The sequence below is a fragment of the Salinivibrio sp. YCSC6 genome (genome assembly GCF_004916735.1).
Lineage (GTDB): Bacteria > Pseudomonadota > Gammaproteobacteria > Enterobacterales > Vibrionaceae > Salinivibrio > Salinivibrio proteolyticus.
Map to the genome: position 1 here is coordinate 2,574,455 of NZ_CP039516.1, position 19,569 is coordinate 2,594,023.

12 protein-coding genes, 1 tRNA gene, 2 rRNA genes and 1 riboswitch are annotated in these 19,569 nt (G+C 51.3%); of the genes, 8 read left to right on the top strand and 7 right to left on the bottom strand.

Annotation, left to right across the window (positions count from 1 at the left end; translation table 11 throughout):
- Positions 1 to 63: 63 nt before the first annotated feature.
- On the top strand, positions 64 to 1,221 hold the full coding sequence (locus E8E00_RS11930) for an alpha-hydroxy acid oxidase (protein ID WP_096630696.1): 1,158 nt from the start codon (positions 64 to 66) through the stop codon (positions 1,219 to 1,221).
- A 63-nt stretch (positions 1,222 to 1,284) separates the two neighbouring features.
- On the opposite strand, the gene E8E00_RS11935 is transcribed toward E8E00_RS11930, so the two are convergent.
- The gene (locus tag E8E00_RS11935; protein WP_096630692.1) at positions 1,285 to 1,827 is read right to left on the bottom strand and encodes a single-stranded DNA-binding protein; all 543 of its coding nucleotides are present in this window, start codon (positions 1,825 to 1,827) and stop codon (positions 1,285 to 1,287) included.
- 285 nt (positions 1,828 to 2,112) lie between these two features.
- Here E8E00_RS11935 and E8E00_RS11940 point away from each other — a divergent pair, with 285 nt between their 5' ends.
- The 5 genes from E8E00_RS11940 to E8E00_RS11960 all read left to right on the top strand — a co-directional run bounded on the left by E8E00_RS11940 (position 2,113) and on the right by E8E00_RS11960 (position 9,607).
- On the top strand, positions 2,113 to 2,814 hold the full coding sequence (locus E8E00_RS11940; protein ID WP_069588187.1) for a LuxR C-terminal-related transcriptional regulator: 702 nt from the start codon (positions 2,113 to 2,115) through the stop codon (positions 2,812 to 2,814).
- 65 nt (positions 2,815 to 2,879) lie between these two features.
- Complete coding sequence (locus E8E00_RS11945) at positions 2,880 to 3,833, top strand: acetyltransferase (RefSeq protein WP_096630689.1); 954 nt, start codon at positions 2,880 to 2,882, stop codon at positions 3,831 to 3,833.
- Between the two features lie 262 nt (positions 3,834 to 4,095).
- Complete coding sequence (gene galU, locus E8E00_RS11950; protein ID WP_069588192.1) at positions 4,096 to 4,956, top strand: UTP--glucose-1-phosphate uridylyltransferase GalU; 861 nt, start codon at positions 4,096 to 4,098, stop codon at positions 4,954 to 4,956.
- 152 nt (positions 4,957 to 5,108) lie between these two features.
- Positions 5,109 to 7,934: an excinuclease ABC subunit UvrA gene (uvrA, locus tag E8E00_RS11955; protein WP_069588194.1), complete on the top strand. Its 2,826-nt coding sequence runs from the start codon at positions 5,109 to 5,111 to the stop codon at positions 7,932 to 7,934.
- Positions 7,934 to 9,607 carry a Wzy polymerase domain-containing protein gene (locus E8E00_RS11960; RefSeq protein ID WP_096630686.1) on the top strand — a complete coding sequence of 558 codons (1,674 nt, stop codon included), beginning with the start codon at positions 7,934 to 7,936 and terminating at the stop codon, positions 9,605 to 9,607. Before uvrA ends, E8E00_RS11960 begins: the two co-directional genes overlap by 1 nt.
- A 7-nt stretch (positions 9,608 to 9,614) precedes the next feature.
- Here the strand turns inward: E8E00_RS11960 and E8E00_RS11965 are convergent, their stop codons facing one another.
- Entirely contained in the window at positions 9,615 to 10,748 is a 1,134-nt protein-coding gene (locus tag E8E00_RS11965) for an alanine--glyoxylate aminotransferase family protein (RefSeq protein WP_096630683.1), read from the bottom strand.
- Positions 10,749 to 10,975: 227 nt separating this feature from the next.
- Positions 10,976 to 11,160: riboswitch (Lysine riboswitch) on the top strand.
- A gap of 85 nt (positions 11,161 to 11,245) precedes the next feature.
- Between E8E00_RS11965 and lysC the strand changes: the two genes are divergently transcribed.
- Positions 11,246 to 12,631, top strand: coding sequence for a lysine-sensitive aspartokinase 3 (gene lysC / locus E8E00_RS11970; RefSeq protein ID WP_077641071.1), 1,386 nt, complete (start codon positions 11,246 to 11,248; stop codon positions 12,629 to 12,631).
- Positions 12,632 to 12,670: 39 nt separating this feature from the next.
- On the opposite strand, the gene metH is transcribed toward lysC, so the two are convergent.
- On the bottom strand, positions 12,671 to 16,336 hold the full coding sequence (gene metH / locus E8E00_RS11975; protein WP_205907421.1) for a methionine synthase: 3,666 nt from the start codon (positions 16,334 to 16,336) through the stop codon (positions 12,671 to 12,673).
- A 181-nt stretch (positions 16,337 to 16,517) separates the two neighbouring features.
- Between metH and E8E00_RS11980 the strand changes: the two genes are divergently transcribed.
- Positions 16,518 to 17,810, top strand: coding sequence for a sodium:proton antiporter (locus E8E00_RS11980; RefSeq protein WP_077641072.1), 1,293 nt, complete (start codon positions 16,518 to 16,520; stop codon positions 17,808 to 17,810).
- Between the two features lie 45 nt (positions 17,811 to 17,855).
- Here the strand turns inward: E8E00_RS11980 and metA are convergent, their stop codons facing one another.
- The 4 genes from metA to rrf (E8E00_RS12000) form a co-directional block, all read right to left on the bottom strand.
- Complete coding sequence (gene metA, locus E8E00_RS11985; protein ID WP_077457974.1) at positions 17,856 to 18,803, bottom strand: homoserine O-succinyltransferase; 948 nt, start codon at positions 18,801 to 18,803, stop codon at positions 17,856 to 17,858.
- 185 nt (positions 18,804 to 18,988) lie between these two features.
- A 5S ribosomal RNA gene (gene rrf, locus E8E00_RS11990) occupies positions 18,989 to 19,104 on the bottom strand.
- Between the two features lie 7 nt (positions 19,105 to 19,111).
- Positions 19,112 to 19,187, bottom strand: a tRNA-Thr gene (locus E8E00_RS11995).
- A 201-nt stretch (positions 19,188 to 19,388) separates the two neighbouring features.
- Positions 19,389 to 19,504 (bottom strand): 5S ribosomal RNA (gene rrf / locus E8E00_RS12000).
- Positions 19,505 to 19,569 lie beyond the last annotated feature (65 nt).

Below are 19,569 nucleotides of genomic sequence, written 5' to 3' on the forward strand. Positions count from 1 at the left end.
CGATAACAACTGCCGCGCTAAGGTAAGGGTCTTTACTCACCTCACAAAACGGACGCGAGATCCATGTCTTACTACAATCCTAAATATCCCGACACACCGGCACTCAAACGTGCGGCCAAAAAGCGTATTCCCGCCTTTGCCTTTGATTATTTATGTGGTGGATGCCACGACGAAATCGGTCTCGCTCATAATTTTGATCGCTTTAAAGACGTCAAGCTACAGTCTGATCTTTTGGCTCCCACCCCTGACATTGATTTATCCGTTGAGCTCTTCGGCCACCGCTATGCCGCGCCCTTTGGCATTGCGCCTGTTGGCTTACAAGGTTTGATGTGGCCTAAAGCGCCTGAAATCCTTGCCAAAGCCGCACTGGAAGCCAATGTGCCCTACGTACTTAGTACCGTGTCGTCGGCAAGTCTTGAAACCATTGCCGACATTTCTGAGGGCACGGCGTGGTATCAGCTCTATAACCCAACCGATGCCAAGATCCGCGAAGATCTGATGGGCCGCATTAAGCGTGCAGGCTACAAGGTTCTCCTTGTCACCGTCGATGTACCAACCTTTGGTTATCGCCCTCGCGACATCAAAAACGGCTTAGCCATGCCACCCAAAATGAACCTACGCAATATTGCACAAATGATGCAATGTCCAAGCTGGTGTTGGCATACCTTGCTGGCGGGGGTTCCGGAAATGCAAACCCTCAAACCCTACATGCCGAAGAACATGCCCACCAGCGAGTTGGCAAACTTTATGAACAATACCGTGATGGGTGCAGTGGATTTTGAAAGCCTGAAAGTGATCCGTGACAACTGGGATGGCCCCTTGATTCTCAAAGGACTGGTCAATCCTGAAGACGTCGCTCAGGCCGTTGCCCTAGGTGCTGATGGGGTAGTGCTATCCAACCATGGAGGTCGTCAGTTAGATATCGGCGAATCGCCGCTCGATACCATTCGCACTATCGACAAAGCCTATGGGGATAAAATTAAGCTGTTGCTAGACAGCGGCGTACAAAGCGGTGGCAACGTTGCGCAGGCTATGGCCATGGGAGCCGACTTTACCTTACTGGGCCGTACCTTTGTTTATGCGTGCGGCGCCGTGGGGCATCATGGTGGCGAGCACGCGATTGAAATGCTCAAACAACAAATGACGCAAGTCATGGGGCAGCTAAAGTGTCCAACGCCGACACAACTGCCACATTTCCTCAAAGCCGGCCCCGGCGTTTAAGTTCATCAGATAAAGAAAAGCCCCGTAACAACGGGGCTTATCGCTTTTCGAGTAAACCGTTTTTTAGAACGGAATATCGTCGTCAAAGTCAGGCAGATCGTTGTACTGCTGCTGAGGTTGCGATTGTGGCTGAGATTGCGGTGCGGCTTGCTGCTGAGGCGGCTGCTGGTTGAAGTTGTTTTGTGGCTGTTGAGGCTGGCCCCACCCACCTTGTTGCTGCGACGGCTGCATTGGCTGACCTTGACCTGGTCCGGCACGGCCACCAAGCATTTGCATGCTACCGTTAAAGCCTTGCACCACGACTTCTGTTGAGTAGCGGTCTTGACCACTTTGATCTTGCCATTTACGCGTTTGCAGCTGCCCTTCAATATAAACTTGCGAGCCCTTACGCAAATACTCGCCAGCCACTTCTGCGGTCTTACCAAACAGAACCACGCGGTGCCATTCGGTTTTTTCACGCATCTCGCCAGTGCTCTTGTCGCGCCATGACTCCGAGGTCGCTAGGCTTAAGTTCGCCACTGCACCACCGTTCGGGAGATAACGGATTTCCGGATCATTGCCCAAATTACCAATCAAGATGACTTTGTTTATGCCACGGCTGGCCATAGGTGACTCCCACTCTTGTTACACGCGAAAACATTTTCGCCTACTGGATAAATAAACACGAAGTCTAGCACGAGCGCCCAAGAGGTTCGATGCTTTTCCACGCGATCTGGTTCCAGAATCTGCATTCACGCTGCGAACCTAAGAATGGTCATACGCTTACATATACGTAGACAACAAAAATAGTTTAGACTGAATAAAGTCCCCGCGTGAGCGCCTCTCTGCGCTGAATTATGCAATAATACGCACATCGGTGAGCACGCTTTACGTCAGATAAGTAGGAACTTTATGAGCAAGGCAGAAACCACGTCCGATTCTTACACACTGCTTCTCATCTCTCAGCCCAGCATGTCTGTCTCTGCATTGATCGCGTGTTTAGAAAAAGAAATCCGCGGCACCGTTGAACTCGTGAGTCCAGATACGATTCACGAAAAGCTTACCGAGCGTTCTGGGTTAGTCCTGATTGATTTAAGTGCCTTCGACGACACCGCCACCGAGCGTCTTAAACATGCACTCACACCGTATGCCGATCAGCATGTGTTTGCTCTCCTCAATGCCCATGATCTTACCGCGAAGGAATTGGCAAGCTGGCCCTTTATTAAAGGGGTATTTAAGAAAGACGATGAGCTAAGCCATCTGTGCTACGGCGTTGAGAAGATGTTCTCGGGAGAATATTGGCTCCCCCGCCACAAAATGGCGGCGCTGATTCACTACTATCAACAGCATTACCAGCAAACTATCGATGAACAAGCCATCGTGCTCACCAACCGTGAGCAAGAAATCTTACGGCATCTGGTCACAGGCGCATCGAATCAAGATATTGCCAATGCGCTTGCGGTCAGCGAGCACACGGTTAAATCGCATTTGTATAATGTTTTCAAAAAGATAAATGTAAAAAATCGCGTACAAGCTGTTTTTTGGGCGAAAAACAACTTATCGTTAATCGGATCGGTCGGGCTCGAACTCGGTCCTGACAGTTACGATGATTAATCGCGAATACATCCTCCCGATCCCAACGGCGCACTCGCGCCGTTTTTGCAATAAGGAAGTCGCAAATGGCCTTTGATGTTTTTAATGGCGATGCCGACGGGCTAACCGCACTGGTACAGTGGCGCCTCGCTTATCCTCAAAACACCACCCTCATCACTGGTGTGAAGCGGGATATTGCGTTGTTGCAACACGTCCCAGTTGAGACCGAACAGGTCAATGTGTTTGATATCTCGATGGCAAAAAACCGTCCTGCCTTAGAGGCCTTATTGCAGGCGGGAGCCAGCGTTTTTTATGCAGACCATCATGACAGTGGGCCGCTTCCGACCTCGCCGTTATTGGATGCGCACATTCATACTGCATCGAATACCTGTACCGCGCTGATTATTGACGCCCTACTCGGTGGCCAATATCGTCACTGGGCGCTCGTGGGCGCTTATGGTGACAACCTGAACCGCAGTGCTGACGCCCTAGTGAAGCAAAGCGAGATCGATGCCGCCACGCGCGACCGCCTACAGCGCTTAGGGGTGTATCTAAACTACAACAGTTATGGTGCCAGTTTGGATGATCTACTCATGCCGCCTGCGGTGCTTTATCGCCACATGGCCGGATTTGAAACACCTGACGACTTTATGCAAGCCTATCCAGATATCGTGATGGCGCTCGCGGAGGGATACCAAACCGATCGTGCTCATGCAGAACAACTTACTGCCGAGTATGACTATGCCGGTGGTGCCGTCTATCTACTACCCAATGCGCCTTGGGCGCGGCGTATCAGCGGCATGTTCGGCAATCAGCTTGCCAACCAATCGCCCGATAAAGCTCACGCGGTATTAACGCCAACACCGGATGGAGACTGGATGGTTAGCATTCGCGCCCCCTTAAACCGTCCCCTAGGCGCAGTGGCTCTCGCACAACAATTTGCCACTGGCGGAGGACGAGAAGGCGCGGCTGGAATCAATGCCTTGCCACAAACAAAGCTATCCGACTTTATATCGGCTTTCAGTCGCCACTACCCGTAAGTTTGCTCAGCCTCTTAACTCTGTCTCGCGTGAGCATGGGTAAAGAGTGTGAACTAACGCATATTCATGTCGTCAGAGTCTGGGTGAGCGATGAGTGAGGGCGTGCGTTTCGCTATACTGGAGCGATCGCGGCTTGCTTCCCTGCGCGTCGCCCAGCAAAATAATGCCCAACCTATTGCTGTGGATGGTGTATTTGATTGCCATTCACGTAAATCACGCTGCGGCCTGTATGGCCACATCAGTGACGAATAAAGGATCCAAGATGATTAACAAATGTCTGTTCCCCGCCGCCGGTTATGGTACGCGCTTTCTACCCGCGACCAAGTCCATGCCCAAAGAAATGATGCCTGTCGTCAATAAACCATTGATTGAGTACGGTGTTGATGAAGCACTTGAAGCGGACATCCACGGCATGTGCATTGTAACGGGTCGCGGTAAGCATGCGATCATGGATCATTTCGATAAGAACTATGAGCTGGAGCATCAGATCAGCGGCACCAATAAAGAAGTGCTGTTGGATGATATCCGTAACACCATCGAAAAAGCCTCGTTTACCTATATTCGCCAACATGAAATGCGTGGCTTAGGACACGCCATTTTAACCGGGCGTGAACTGGTGGGTGATGAAGCATTTGCGGTCGTGCTGGCGGATGACCTGTGTATCAACCCGGGGCATGGCGTGCTTAAACAAATGGTGGCGCTATACAAACAATTTCGCTGTTCTATCGTCGCGGTGGAAGAAGTACCCGAAGACGAGACCCATAAATACGGGGTTATTTCCGGGCAAGAGATCAAAGACGACCTTTTCCGCGTAGACAACATGGTGGAAAAACCTGACCCGGGTACAGCGCCGAGCAATTTAGCCATTATCGGCCGTTATATTTTAACCCCTGATATTTTTGAACTGCTCGAAAACACACCACCGGGCAAAAACGGTGAAGTGCAAATCACTGACGCCTTGCTCAAGCAAGCGCAAGCCGGATGTGTGTTGGCCTATAAATTTAAAGGGGAGCGCTTTGACTGTGGCAGCGTGGAAGGCTTTATCGAAGCCACTAATCACTGCTATCAAAACCTCTACTTAGGCGGCAAAAACAAAGACGAAGCCACGGTTAAAAACCCGTAACCCCCGCTCTGCGTTGCGTCTCGACGTAAGGACTTTCCACCTTGGCAAAAGGCTGTGTAAATATACAGCCTTTTTTGTTTGGTCACAGCGCCGTCTGTGCGATACTGGGCACCGGTGACCAATAAGTGAGCTGACTGAGAAGTAGGATAACAATGGATAATATCGACGTCAGAGGCGCGCGTACGCACAACCTCAAAAACATCAACCTAACTATTCCCCGCGATAAGTTGATTGTCATCACCGGGCTCTCTGGATCCGGAAAATCATCTTTAGCCTTTGATACCTTGTATGCAGAAGGACAACGTCGCTATGTTGAGTCTTTGTCGGCTTATGCGCGCCAGTTCCTCTCTTTGATGGAAAAGCCCGACGTTGATCATATTGAAGGCTTGTCCCCCGCTATCTCCATTGAGCAAAAATCAACCTCGCATAACCCGCGCTCAACCGTGGGTACCATCACCGAAGTGTACGATTACTTACGCTTGCTGTATGCGCGTGTCGGCGAGCCTCGCTGTCCGACCCATGATGTGACCTTGGCCGCTCAGACGATTAGCCAAATGGTCGATAAAGTGCTTGCCCTACCAGAGGGCAGTAAACTGATGTTGCTCGCCCCGATTATCAAAAACCGCAAAGGCGAGCACGTTAAAACTCTCGAAAACCTTGCCGCACAGGGCTTTATTCGCGCACGTATTAATGGCGAAGTCTGCGATCTGTCCGATCCACCGACACTCGAACTACATAAAAAACACACCATTGAAGTGGTGGTGGATCGCTTTAAAGTCCGTGAAGATCAACAGCAACGCTTAGCGGAGTCGTTTGAAACCGCCCTCGAGCTCACCGGCGGCAGCGCGGTGATAAGCTGGATGGATGGCGACGGCGAAGAGCTGATCTTCTCTGCCAATTTTGCCTGCCCGCACTGCGGTTACAGCATGCAAGAGTTAGAGCCACGCCTGTTTTCCTTTAATAATCCGGCTGGCGCTTGCGGCACCTGTGATGGCTTAGGCGTACAACAGTACTTCGATCCTAAACGGATTATTCAGAACCCTGCGGTCAGCCTCGCCGGTGGGGCGATTCGAGGCTGGGATCGACGCAATTTCTACTACTTTCAGATGCTACGCTCACTCGCTGATCACTACGACTTTGATCTCGAGCTGCCTTGGCAAGATCTGTCTGGCACCATTCAAGACATTCTGCTTTACGGTTCAGGCCCGAAAGAGATCGAGTTTAAATACGTCAACGATCGGGGCGATATTCGTGTGCGCAAACATCCCTTTGAGGGGATCCTCAACAATATGGAGCGTCGCTACCGTGATACCGAATCTAATGCGGTACGTGACGAGCTGGCTAAGTACATTGCGACTAAACCGTGTGCAAGCTGTGGCGGGTCACGATTGCGTCAGGAAGCACGCCATGTATTTATTGATGGCCGCAACTTACCTGAAATTTGCGAGCTGAGCATTCAACAAGCCCTCGACTTTTTTGAACAACTAACCTTATCGGGTCAACGTGCCAAAATTGCCGAAAAAGTCATGAAGGAGATCCATGACAGATTACGCTTTTTGGTCAATGTCGGGCTTAATTATCTTAACTTGTCACGAAGCGCCGATACGCTTTCTGGCGGGGAAGCACAGCGTATCCGCTTGGCGAGTCAAATCGGGGCTGGCCTGGTCGGAGTAATGTACGTGCTTGATGAACCCTCCATTGGTTTGCATCAACGAGATAACGCACGCTTACTCGATACGCTGGAGCATTTACGCGATCTCGGAAACACCGTGCTTGTGGTCGAGCATGATGAAGACGCCATTCGCGCCGCCGACTATGTGATTGATATTGGTCCAGGCGCTGGTGCTCACGGCGGACAAATCGTGGCCGAGGGCAGCCTCGACGATATTCTCAACAATGACAACTCGCTAACCGGACAATACCTCAGCGGCAAGCAGGCGATTGCCGTTCCAGAGACCCGTCGCCCTCGAGATCCCGACAAAATGTTGGTGCTTAAAGGCGCAACAGGGAACAACTTAAAACATGTCGATTTACACTTACCCGTAGGCTTATTCACCTGTGTCACCGGCGTATCTGGGTCAGGAAAGTCGACGTTAATTAACGATACCTTCTTTAAAGTGGCCCACCAGCAACTCAATGGTGCCACCACCGCCGAACCCGCGCCTTACGAGTCTATTGACGGGTTAGGACATTTCGACAAAGTGATCGATATTGATCAAAGCCCCATTGGGCGTACTCCACGTTCAAACCCAGCCACTTATACGGGGATCTTTACGCCGATACGTGAGCTCTTCGCCGGCACGCAAGAGGCTCGGGCACGCGGGTATAAAGTGGGTCGCTTTAGCTTTAACGTACGCGGCGGTCGCTGCGAAGCCTGCCAAGGCGATGGGGTGATCAAAGTAGAAATGCACTTCTTGCCCGATGTGTATGTGCCTTGTGATGTGTGTAAAGGGAAACGCTACAACCGCGAAACACTCGAAGTGCGCTATAAAGGCAAAACTATCGATGAAGTCTTGGAAATGACCGTCGAAGACGCACGTGAATTTTTCGACGCTGTCCCCGCTATCAAGCGTAAGCTACAAACGTTGATGGATGTCGGTCTGAGTTATATTCGTCTAGGCCAAGCCGCCACCACCTTATCTGGCGGCGAAGCACAGCGGGTAAAACTGGCCCGTGAGCTATCTAAGCGCGATACCGGTAAAACGCTATATATCCTTGATGAACCGACAACCGGCTTGCACTTCCATGATATTCAGCAGTTGCTGAATGTGTTGCATCGCTTACGCGAACAGGGCAACACCATTGTGGTGATCGAACATAACCTAGATGTGATTAAAACCGCAGATTGGATCATCGATTTAGGACCTGAAGGCGGTAACGGCGGCGGTGAAATCATTGCTCAAGGCACGCCAGAAGAGATCGTCAATGTGGTTGGTAGCCACACGGCCCACTTCTTGAAGCCCATGTTGGAGCGATAATGACACAGGCGTTACCCACCCACCGAGTGAAACGAAAACCGCTTACGGTGCCCTTTTTAGGGGCACTGGCGGCGTTATGGCTGATCTGTTTGCCATTGTATTCGGTCGACTTGCCGTTGGTGGGTATTCGCCATCCTGCTGCCGCTCTATCGTTACTCACGCTTAGCTTGGTATTGGGGTTCGCCGGACTGGAAGTGTGGCGACAGCACACATGGCGCGTCACTCACTTAACCTGGGCGTTAGTGGCCGCCACGCTCTGTGCCAGTGTGCCATATCTTTATCCACAAGCGGCAACGCTAAATAGCGGCTATGCCATCGCCGCATTGGTTCTCAGCCTCGGTTTTTTCTCCAGCTTACAGCAGTTTATTTTTAATCATGCCCAGCGACAAAAGCTACTGGCCGTCTTGATGCTTGCCTCTTGGTTGGCCATCCTCTCCGTCTTAGGCAACCAATCGCCACCGGGCATAGCGCCTTTTAAGTTTGAACATTGGGTGCCGCATTTACCCGCTGCCGTGACCCATGCGTTATTACTCACCGGCCTAAGTTTGGCGGCTTATCTGCTCGCCCGAGAGCCAAGTAACCGCTACCGCCATCCCATAACGCAAAGCGTGTTGGTGTTCACGCCAGTGGTTATCCTGCCCGTGCTTGCCATGCAAGGACGACCGCTACTGCTCCTGTTTGCCCTTTGCGCCATTGCCTTGCAACAAGTTTATCTCAGTCGCTTTGCGACGCGGCGCCAGCATCTTGCGTGGCTGGCCGCCATGTCTGCCGGTGCGTTACTCGCGGTGTTCGGGCTGACCGGGCAAGAAAGCTGGCAATGGCTCACGCCTCAAGATAAACGCGTACTGTGGCTTGCCTGGCAGCAGTTTCAACAAACGCCTTTTTTTGGCGTTGGCATGGGTCATGGACAAACGACTCTACTGCTCGCATCGGCGGCACATCCGGGACACACTGGCCCCGTGAAATTACCGAGTGCGCTAGCATTGTGGTTATTGGAAGGTGGGCTTGTGATAGCACTGGCGTATCTTGCGGTGATACTGCCACTGGCGCTTCGCATTATCCGCGCCCCTTCAGGCACGCGGCGTATGCTCGTTGCGCTCGTGCTTCCGCCACTCACTGGCTTGCTTATCTATCCGGCCAGCGGTACGCAGTGGTTTAACGGCATTCTACTGCTCATGTGGCTGTACTGGCTGGATAATTTAACCAGCAAATACCAACGAATCACATTTTCTACCGCCGAATATGGGCAGCGTATCGCGACACGCAGTATTGTCACTGTAATGATCTTGGTGGGATTGTTGTGCCTATCATCGGTGTATTTAGCCAATCGCTACCTGCGTGACTCTTTATTAACCTCTCAGCGTATTGCGCTCTACCAGCAACATCCATGGTGGCAAAGCAAACTCACCCAAGGGCTCGCGGAACAGCACTTTCAGCACACCCTAGAGACACTGTCGGATGCCGAGCGCCACCAGCACCTGAACCTATGGCTGCAGCATGTGGCACAACACCCCACGTTTGCGGGTTACCAGCATGCTTACCAGATTGCACTGCAAATTGGCGATACGCAGCGGGCGCGCGATATTCAGCAAGAGGCGCGATATTTGTTTCCGCAAGCCGCCAAGGTGTGGACCACTCGCCACACCTTACCGATGCGCACTCCGCCGGAATAACGTACGCTTAGCGCAGTGCGTCGCCCAATGCTTTTAAGCATAGCGCGATGTTTTCTTCACGCGCACTGTAGCCCATTAAGCCAATTCGCCATGCCTTACCAGCGAGATCGCCCAAGCCAGCACCGATTTCGAGGTTATAGGTGTTGAGCAAATGTTGGCGTACCGCGCCATCATCGACACCATCCGGAATGTACACCGCGTTCAATTGCGGCAAGCGATAAGGCTCATCCACCACAAAGCGGATACCTAAATCGTCCAACCCCGCTTTTAAGCGTTGATGCATGGTTTGATGACGCTGCCAAGCATTCTCAATTCCCTCTTGATATAACTTGAGCAATGATTCATGCAATGCATACAGACTATTAACCGGTGCCGTATGGTGATAACTGCGTTTGCCGTCACCGCTCCAATAGCCCAGCACTAAACTTTGATCGAGAAACCAGCTTTGCACCTTGTGGGTGCGCGCTTGCATTTTTTCAACGGCTCGCGCCGAGAAGGTGACCGGCGATAGGCCCGGAACACATGACAAGCATTTCTGACTACCAGAGTAGACTGCATCAAGTTGCCATTCATCGACTTTCAAGGGTACACCGCCAAGTGATGTTACGGCATCAACAATGGTAAGGCAGCCGTGCTCGCGCGCCAGCGTCGCCAGAGTTTGCGCATCTGAGCAAGCGCCCGTGGAGGTTTCAGCATGAACAAACGCGACGATGCTAGCCTCTGGGTGCGCTTTTAATGCCGCTTCCACCTTTTCAGGGCTGACAGGCTCGCCCCATGCATCGTCAACCATCACCGCGTGTGCACCACAGCGTTCAACGTTTTCTCGCATTCGGTCGCCAAACACCCCATTGCGGCAGACAATCACGGTATCACCGGGCTCTACAAGGTTAACGAAGCACGCTTCCATTCCTGCACTCCCGGGGGCAGAGACCGCAATGGTAAACGGATTCTCGGTCTGAAAGGCATATTGTAAGAGCTGTTTGACCTCATCCATCATCGCAATAAAAAGGGGATCGAGGTGTCCCAACGTCGGACGACTCAACGCCTGCAAAACTTGCGGAGAAATATCAGACGGGCCAGGGCCCATCAGGGTGCGCTCTATCGGCTGAAATGAGCGGATATCGGAAATTGAAGTTGCCATAACCTATCCTTGTGTCTGCTAAATTTGCGCTTTCCGTTATAGCATACTTTGTGTTCATCGCCCCATTGTCACATTGCGAACTTACGTGCTAGAGCGCATATTCAACAGGTGGCGGATAGCAGCGATATAGGTGCCTGATCGTCGCTTTGCAACTCAATTGGCGGTTGACAACCACTCACCAGCGCCCGTAATGTAACCACTCACCATGTGGATCAACACATGGCCGAACATACAGAAGAGGTGCATCACTCAGGCAGTTATCACGCGGAGCCCTACTCCAAGGCGTGATAATCAGGGGAGGCGATGCCGAGGGGGTTCCGACAGGGTAAGGAGCCGCCGGCCATGAAGGCTGAATCCTTCAGGCTGTCACTTGTCATCCATTTGGACAGACAGGTGGAGCGCTTCTGGCAGAATGCCTGCCGTTTGCTCTTCCTTTTTGCTCGCGTTTGCGACGTGACTTCTGATGTTCCCCACTGACTTTTAAATATGTTGAATCAATGAGCACGAGCTCAAAAGGGGAAAAGGACGTGAACCCGTTACCATCTATTTCAGTCGCTAAATTTGGCGGCACCAGTGTTGGCACCTTTGCCGCCATGCAACAAAGTGCCGCAGTGATTATGCGCCATCCCGAGACCCGTTTTGTAGTAATTAGCGCATGTGCCGGCGTCACTAACCATCTTGTCGCCTTAGCCCAAGGCATAAAAAACGATGTCTTACGCCAAAACACACTGGATGCAATAGACGCTATCCACCAGCAAATACTGGCAGCTTTGCCCGCTTGTCATCACACCCAAGAAGCAGTGCGAACGCTCCACCAGCAGATTATCTCCTTGAGTGAGCAAGCCTGTGAGGCCCCGAGCGAAGCGCTTACCGATGCCTTGGTTGCCTGTGGCGAGCTTACCTCTACGCACCTGTTTACTCGCTTGCTCGTCCACCTTGGCCTGCCCGCAGCTCGGATTGATGCCCGCGAATATTTGAAAACGGATAGCCAATTTGGTCACGCTATTCCAGATATCGCCCTGACTCAGCAACAGTGTCAGCGCTTGAATGCGCAGCTAGACAATCACATTCTCGTGACCCAAGGATTTATCGGTGCCGACAAAGAAGGACGAACGACCACTCTTGGCCGAGGAGGCAGCGACTACAGTGCCGCTTTGTTTGCCGAAGCGCTCGGGGCAACAAGCTTGGCGATTTGGACCGATGTACCGGGCATTTATACTACCGACCCACGCCTCGCTGCCAAAGCACGTCCTATTGCTGAGATCAGCTTTAGTGAAGCATCGGAGATGGCGACGTTTGGCGCCAAAGTGCTCCACCCGTCCACGCTATTACCCGCGGTACGCCAGCATATTCCTGTCTTTGTCGGGGCGGCCTGTGCGCCGGAAAAAGGCGGGACTTGGATTCGAGAACACGCGGAATCATCCCCCCTATTCCGCGCCATTGCGTTGCGCCGAAATCAAACCATGGTGACCTTGACCAGTTTGACGATGTTCCAAGCGTATGGCTTTCTTGCCAACGTCTTCGCGATCCTAGCGCGCTATCAGATCTCCGTCGATCTGATCACGACCTCCGAAGTCAGTGTGTCTTTGACGCTCGATCAAACCAATACACAAGGTGAGGTGCCCCGTTTGCCTGATGCCGCCTTGGAGGAACTCTCGACCTTGTGCCATGTTGACGTTTGCCAACACTTGGCTGTGGTCGCCTTAATTGGTAATGAGATGCGTCATACTCCGGGGGCGGTGACGCCGGTATTTAACGCCTTAGATACCGCCACCTTGCGCATGATTTGTTATGGCGCGAGTAATCACAATGTCTGTATGGTGGTTGATGACGACAGTGCCACCGAGGTGGTGCAGCGTTTACATACACAGCTTTTTGAGTAACACCCAAAAGAAAAGCCAGCGTGCGCTGGCTTTTCTCGGTTAGGCATTCAGATTAGGGCCTAGCCACTTTTCAGCTTCTTCAAGACACCAGCCTTTACGTGCCGCGTAGCTATCACGTTGATCGTTTTGAATTTTCGCTACCGCAAAGTAACGTGACTCTGGATGGGAAAAATACCAACCCGAAACCGACGCGCCCGGCCACATGGCATAGCTTTCGGTAAGTGTCATCCCCGTATGCGCTTCTACCGATAGCAATTGCCAAATCTTGCCTTTCTCACTGTGTTCAGGACAGGCGGCATAACCTGGCGCTGGCCGGATCCCTTGGTATTGTTCGCGGATCAGGGCGTCGTTATCAAGCGTCTCATCGGGCGCATACCCCCACAAGGTGATCCGAATTTGCTGGTGAAGATATTCCGCAAAGGCTTCTGCGAGTCGATCCGCCACCGCTTGGATCATGATCGCGTTGTAGTCATCCCCTTTCGCTTTGTACTCTTCCGCCAAAGCATACTCACCAATGCCGCCTGTCACCGCAAATGCACCAACCCAATCCGGCTGACCGCTGCTTTTCGGCGCAATAAAGTCTGACAAGCAATAGTTCGCACCACGCGGCTTTTGTGTTTGCTGACGCAAGTGATTCAATATCGTGCTCACCGTTTGTCGTGACGAGTCGGTATACACTTCAATATCATCATCCACGCTATTGGCAGGAAAGAGGCCACACACCCCTTTTGCCGCTACCAAGCCTTCTGCCTCGAAACGATCGAGCCAAGCATTGGCGTCTTGATACAAGCGACGGGCTTCCTCCCCCACCAGCTCGTGATCCAAAATCGCGGGGAATTTGCCACTGAGAGACCACGTCATAAAGAAAGGCGTCCAGTCGATATACTGACGTAAGGTCGCTATCGAAACATCATCGTAAACATGGATGCCTGGCTTAGCCGGTTGCGGAGGCATATAGTTTGCCCAATCCGTTTGCCACTTGTTATCGCGAGCCTGCTCCAAGGTCACCGGTGGCGTGCGGGGCGCTTTACGCTGATGCTGCTCACGCACAGTGTCATACTCTTTGGCCAAACGCGCGACAAAATCAGGTCGCTGCGTCTCGGATAATAACGAGGAGCACACCCCAACCGCACGCGACGCGTTGGGTACATAGACCACGGGCGCATGGTAATGCTGCTCAATTTTCACCGCGGTATGGGCTTTGGAGGTGGTCGCACCGCCAATCAACAGAGGAATATCAAACCCTTGTCGCTCCATCTCTTTCGCCACGTTCACCATCTCATCTAACGACGGGGTGATCAGACCCGATAGACCAATAATGTCGACGTTTTCTTCTCGGGCCACCGACAGGATTTTATCGGTCGGCACCATCACACCGAGATCAATAATCTCAAAGTTATTACACTGCAGCACCACGCCAACAATGTTTTTGCCAATGTCATGCACATCGCCTTTGACGGTGGCAAGCAGGATCTTGCCATTGGTCTGCCCTTGCTGCTTTTCAGCGTTGATGTAAGGTTCAAGGTACGCCACCGCTTGCTTCATCACCCGAGCCGACTTCACCACTTGTGGCAGGAACATCTTGCCTTCGCCAAACAAGTCCCCAACCACGTTCATGCCCGCCATCAGCGGGCCTTCAATGACTTCTAGGGGTTTACTCGCTGCCACGCGAGCCAGCTCGGTATCTTCAACAATAAATTCTGTAATGCCTTTGACCAGTGCATGTTCCAGCCGCTTTTCTACTGGCCAGCTACGCCACTCCGCGGTTTCCGCGACCTCGCTCTCACCACTATCACGATAGCTGTCGGCGATCTCTAATAAACGCTCCGTGGCGCCATCATCTTTGTTGAGCACCACATCTTCTACTGCCAAGCGCAGCGATTCAGGCAAATCATCATAGATGGCTAACTGGCCCGCATTGACGATCCCCATGTCCATGCCATTTTTGATGCAGTGATACAAAAACACCGCATGAATAGCCTCACGGACGGGGTTGTTGCCTCGAAACGAAAACGACACATTTGAGACACCGCCTGAGATCATGGCATGCGGTAAAGTTTGCTTGATATCAGCCACGGCGTTGATGAAGTCGACCGCGTAGTTATTGTGCTCATCAATGCCGGTGGCAACCGCAAAGATATTGGGATCGAAGATAATGTCTTCCGGCGGAAAACCGACTTGCTCGACCAGAAGATGATAGGCCCGCGTACAGATTTCTACTTTTCGTGCCTGAGTATCGGCCTGTCCTTGCTCATCAAACGCCATCACTATCACCGCTGCACCATAGCGGCGGACTAAACGTGCTTGGTGAAGAAAGGCTTCTTCTCCTTCTTTGAGCGAAATAGAGTTGACGATGCCTTTCCCTTGAATGCACTTAAGGCCGGCTTCAATCACCTCCCATTTGGAAGAGTCAATCATCACGGGCACACGGGCGATATCCGGCTCGGCCGCGCAAAGATTGAGAAATCGCACCATGGCCTTTTCGGCATCCAACATGCCCTCATCCATATTGATATCGATGATTTGGGCGCCGTTCTCCACTTGCTGCAATGCTACTTCAAGCGCTTCGTCATATTGCTCTTCAACGATTAAACGTTTAAAGCGTGCTGAGCCGGTCACATTGGTGCGCTCACCCACATTAACGAACAAGCTATCGGCATTAATGGTTAGTGGCTCGAGTCCAGATAAGCGACAGGCGACGGGATGAGCCGGCAAGGGGCGAGGAGGATGCGTCGCAACAACATCACTGATCGCTTGAATATGTTCGGGGGTGGTCCCGCAACAGCCACCGACCAAGTTGATAAAGCCAGATGCCGCCCACTCATCAATGTGTGTCGCCATCTCTTCAGGAGAGAGATCATATTCGCCAAAGGCGTTGGGCAACCCCGCGTTCGGGTGAACAGAGACAAAGCCCTCACAAATGTCGCTCAGATCTTTAACGTACTGGCGCAATTCCGCCGGCCCGAGCGCGCAGTTCAAGCCAAAAGACAGTGGCTCGACATGACGCAACGAGTGATAAAAAGCGGCGGTGGTTTGTCCGGATAAGGTACGCCCAGATGCATCAGTGATGGTGCCGGAGATCATAATGGGCAGGCGCAAACTACGAGCATCAAAGACCTTCTCCACCGCAAACGCACAGGCTTTGGCATTCAAGGTATCAAAGATGGTCTCTAACATGATGATATCTACACCGCCCTCAATGAGGGCTTCGGTAGACTCAGCATACACGCCGACTAACTGATCAAAACTGACATTGCGAAAGCCCGGGTCATTCACATCCGGTGAAATTGAGCACGTTCGGTTAGTGGGCCCTAACACACCCGCGACAAAGCGGGGTTTAGTTGGCGTTTTCGCCGTCCACGTATCAGCAACCTCACGCGCAAGCCGAGCGGCCGCTAAGTTGATTTCCGCACTCAGCGCTTGCATGTCGTAATCGGCCATCGCGATTTGGGTGGCGTTAAAGGTATTGGTTTCAATAATGTCCGCGCCCGCAGCCAGATAATCACTATGTAGGGCAGCGATTTTATCGGGTTGAGTCAGCACCAGAAGGTCATTGTTACCTTTTACATCACAGTGCCAATCTTTAAAACGCGCGCCACGATAATCGGCCTCATTGAGCCCTAGCCCCTGAATCATGGTGCCCATACCACCATCGATTACCAAAATACGTTCGCGCAGTTGCTGTGTCAGTCGGTCCATACTCATTACGCTTATCATCTTCCTCATTGCGATAATTTCATCCTACCACAGCGAAAATGGAAATCTAGACGTCTATTTAAATGAATTAATATTGATCTATTTCAAATCTGCTGTTCGTTTTGGAAGCGATTTCTATTAATATTTTGTAACTCTTTTTTCCACTCCCTAGCCGTATCAGGAATGATGTATGTCAACCTACGCTATCCTCAGCTTTATGGCCGCTGCCGCCATTATCATCGCGTTTATTAACAGTAAAATTAGCCGCGTCCAAACCACCATCGCAATCACGGCGGGTGCACTTTTACTGTCTTTAGGGATAGTGATTGCCGGTCAGTATCAAGCCCTGCCTCTAAAGGCGATTGCCGCGCAAACCTTAGGGGATATTCATTTTGAGGAGTTTCTCCTTGAGGGCGTGCTTGGCTTTCTACTTTTTGCTGGAGGGCTGGGCGTCAAACTGCCTTCGTTTTCAGACCAAAAATGGGAAATCACCACTCTTGCACTCGGTGCGACACTGATCTCCGTGTTTTTAGTGGGATCCGGTGTGTGGGGCGTGTTCCAACTGATTGGGGTACAATTTGATTATATTTACTGCTTACTTTTCGGCGCCCTGATCTCACCCACGGACCCCATTGCCGTGCTTGCGATTGTCAAAAAATTACATGCCCCCATGCGTATTACCACCCAAATCGAAGGCGAGTCGTTGTTTAACGATGGTTTTGGCTTGGTGGTGTTTGTGACTATTTTCACCCTCGCATTCGGACACCAAAACCCAACCTTGGCGGGCACCCTGTCGCTGTTCGCGCAAGAAGCGATTGGCGGCATATGTTACGGCCTAGTTTTAGGCTATGCCTTTCACCGTTTGATTTGTGCCACTAACGACCACTCCATGGAGCTGTTGCTCACTTTAGCCATTCCCAGTGCTGGCTATGTGCTCGCCGATATGCTGCATGTTTCCGGTCCACTGGCAATGGTCGTCTCCGGGATCATGATCGGTAACTGGACCCGCTTTATTGGCTTTTCCAAAGAAAGTGAAGATCACCTCGACCATTTCTGGGAACTGGTCGATGAATTTCTTAACAGCTTACTGTTCTTGCTCATCGGCTTAAGCTTGTTGCAAATCACCTTTCATGAAGAGGACTGGATTGTAATGGGTTGTGTCGTGCCTTTAGTGCTAGCGGCTCGCTATTTGAGTGTAAAAGCCTGCTATCTCGGTTTCCGATGCTTTCGCGAATATAACCCGTGGGCTGTGCGCATTCTCACATGGGGAGGATTGCGTGGAGGCCTCGCCTTGGCCATGGCCATGGCGGTACCAGCTGGTATTATTGTGGTCCCAGAAAAACAAATCGATGTCAGAGAGCTGATTTTGGTGATGACTTACGCGGTGGTGGTGTTTTCTATTTTGGTACAAGGCTCAACCATGACCGGCATGGTTGATAAAGCAAACGCAGCTCAAGACGAGATGGACAAGCGCCTTCAATGAACTCCGCTCCTTTGTCTATCATAAAGGCGCCAGATGGCGCCTTTTTTATTCATCAAGCGTAAAGTTAGACGCTGAAAATGTATCCAAATCGAAGGGGGTTTGCTGATAGACACAATAGTTCAGCCAATTCGCAAACAGCAGATGCCCGTGACTGCGCCAGCTCACATACGGTGGCTGAGAAGGATCGTCATCCGGATAATAGTTAATGGGGATCACCGGCTCCATCCCCTCCTCTAAATCACGGTGATACTCATCATGCAAGGTATGCGCATCATACTCAGGATGCCCAGTGACAAACACATTGCGCTTATCTTTGGTCGCGGCCAGATACGTACCCGCCTCATTAGAGGTGGCTAAGATATCCAGATCGGTATGTTCATCCAAATAATGGGGAGAAAAATCTGCATAACGTGAATGAGGCGCTAAGAAGCTATCGTCAAAGCCGCGTAATAGCGGATGCTTAGATAACTCCCTATTTACCTGATGGCGATAAACACCTGATAGCTTTTCTTTGCGGGTTTTCTTAGGCAAATCGTAAAGTAGCTTTAATCCTGCTTGCGCTGCCCAACAGATATAGAGTGTGGAGGTGACATGTTGGTGTGCCCAATTCATCACATCCTGTAAATGCTCCCAGTAAATCACGTCCTCAAATTGCACTAAGCCGAGAGGCGCGCCTGTCACAATCAAACCATCAAAGTTACGCCCCCGCACAGCCTCAAACTGGCGATAGAAGGTATCAAGATGTTCAGTCGGCGTATTCTTGCTTGGTCGGTTGTCTATCCGTAAAAGCTCAACATCCACTTGCAAAGGGCTATTAGAGAGCAGGCGCATAAATTGCGTTTCTGTCTCGATTTTCTTTGGCATCAGGTTTAGAAGCAGGACTTTCAGCGGACGGATGTTTTGGCTTACCGCGCGCGTTTCTGTCATCACAAAGATATTTTCACGCCGCAGAATATTGGTCGCGGGAAGTTGGTCCGGAATTTTAATCGGCATCACTGCCTCCTAGAGATGTTTAGACGTCCAGATATCTAATAACATAACGCAGCCCATTATGGAGCTCAAGCAATAATCAAGTGGGATAAAGCAATACTCTATTGAGAATAGAAAGGAATCGGTATGGAAGGACAATACGTAAAAACGAAAAAGCCCCCCGCAAATGCGGAGGGCTTAAAAATAACTCTTGGCAGTGACCTACTCTCACATGGGGAGACCCCACACTACCATCGGCGCAGCAACGTTTCACTTCTGAGTTCGGCATGGGTTCAGGTGGTGCCGTTACGCTATGGCCGCCAAGAAAATACTGGTGCTGATAGGCAGATTTGAACTGCCGACCTCACCCTTACCAAGGGTGCGCTCTACCAACTGAGCTATATCAGCGAAAACGCTTCATCAAAGTCTTACTTTTTATCTGCTTTGATAATTAAATCACTTCTCATCAAAGTCTTACATATATCCGCTTTGATGCTTAAATTGTGTCTGTGTGATGGGAGTTTTGAAGCGAGACGCGCAGTGTACGGTCAGTACATGAGCATCGCAGCTATCAAAAATCGCAAGCAACAGTCACAATTTATAATCAAAGCCTGGCGATGTCCTACTCTCACATGGGGAGACCCCACACTACCATCGGCGCTGCTTCGTTTCACTACTGAGTTCGGCATGGAGTCAGGTGGGTCCAAAGCGCTATGGTCGCCAAGCAAATTCGGTAATCTAGAAAGCTGTTTGTTCTCGCCACAATCAACTGGCTTTATTTTAAGTCCAA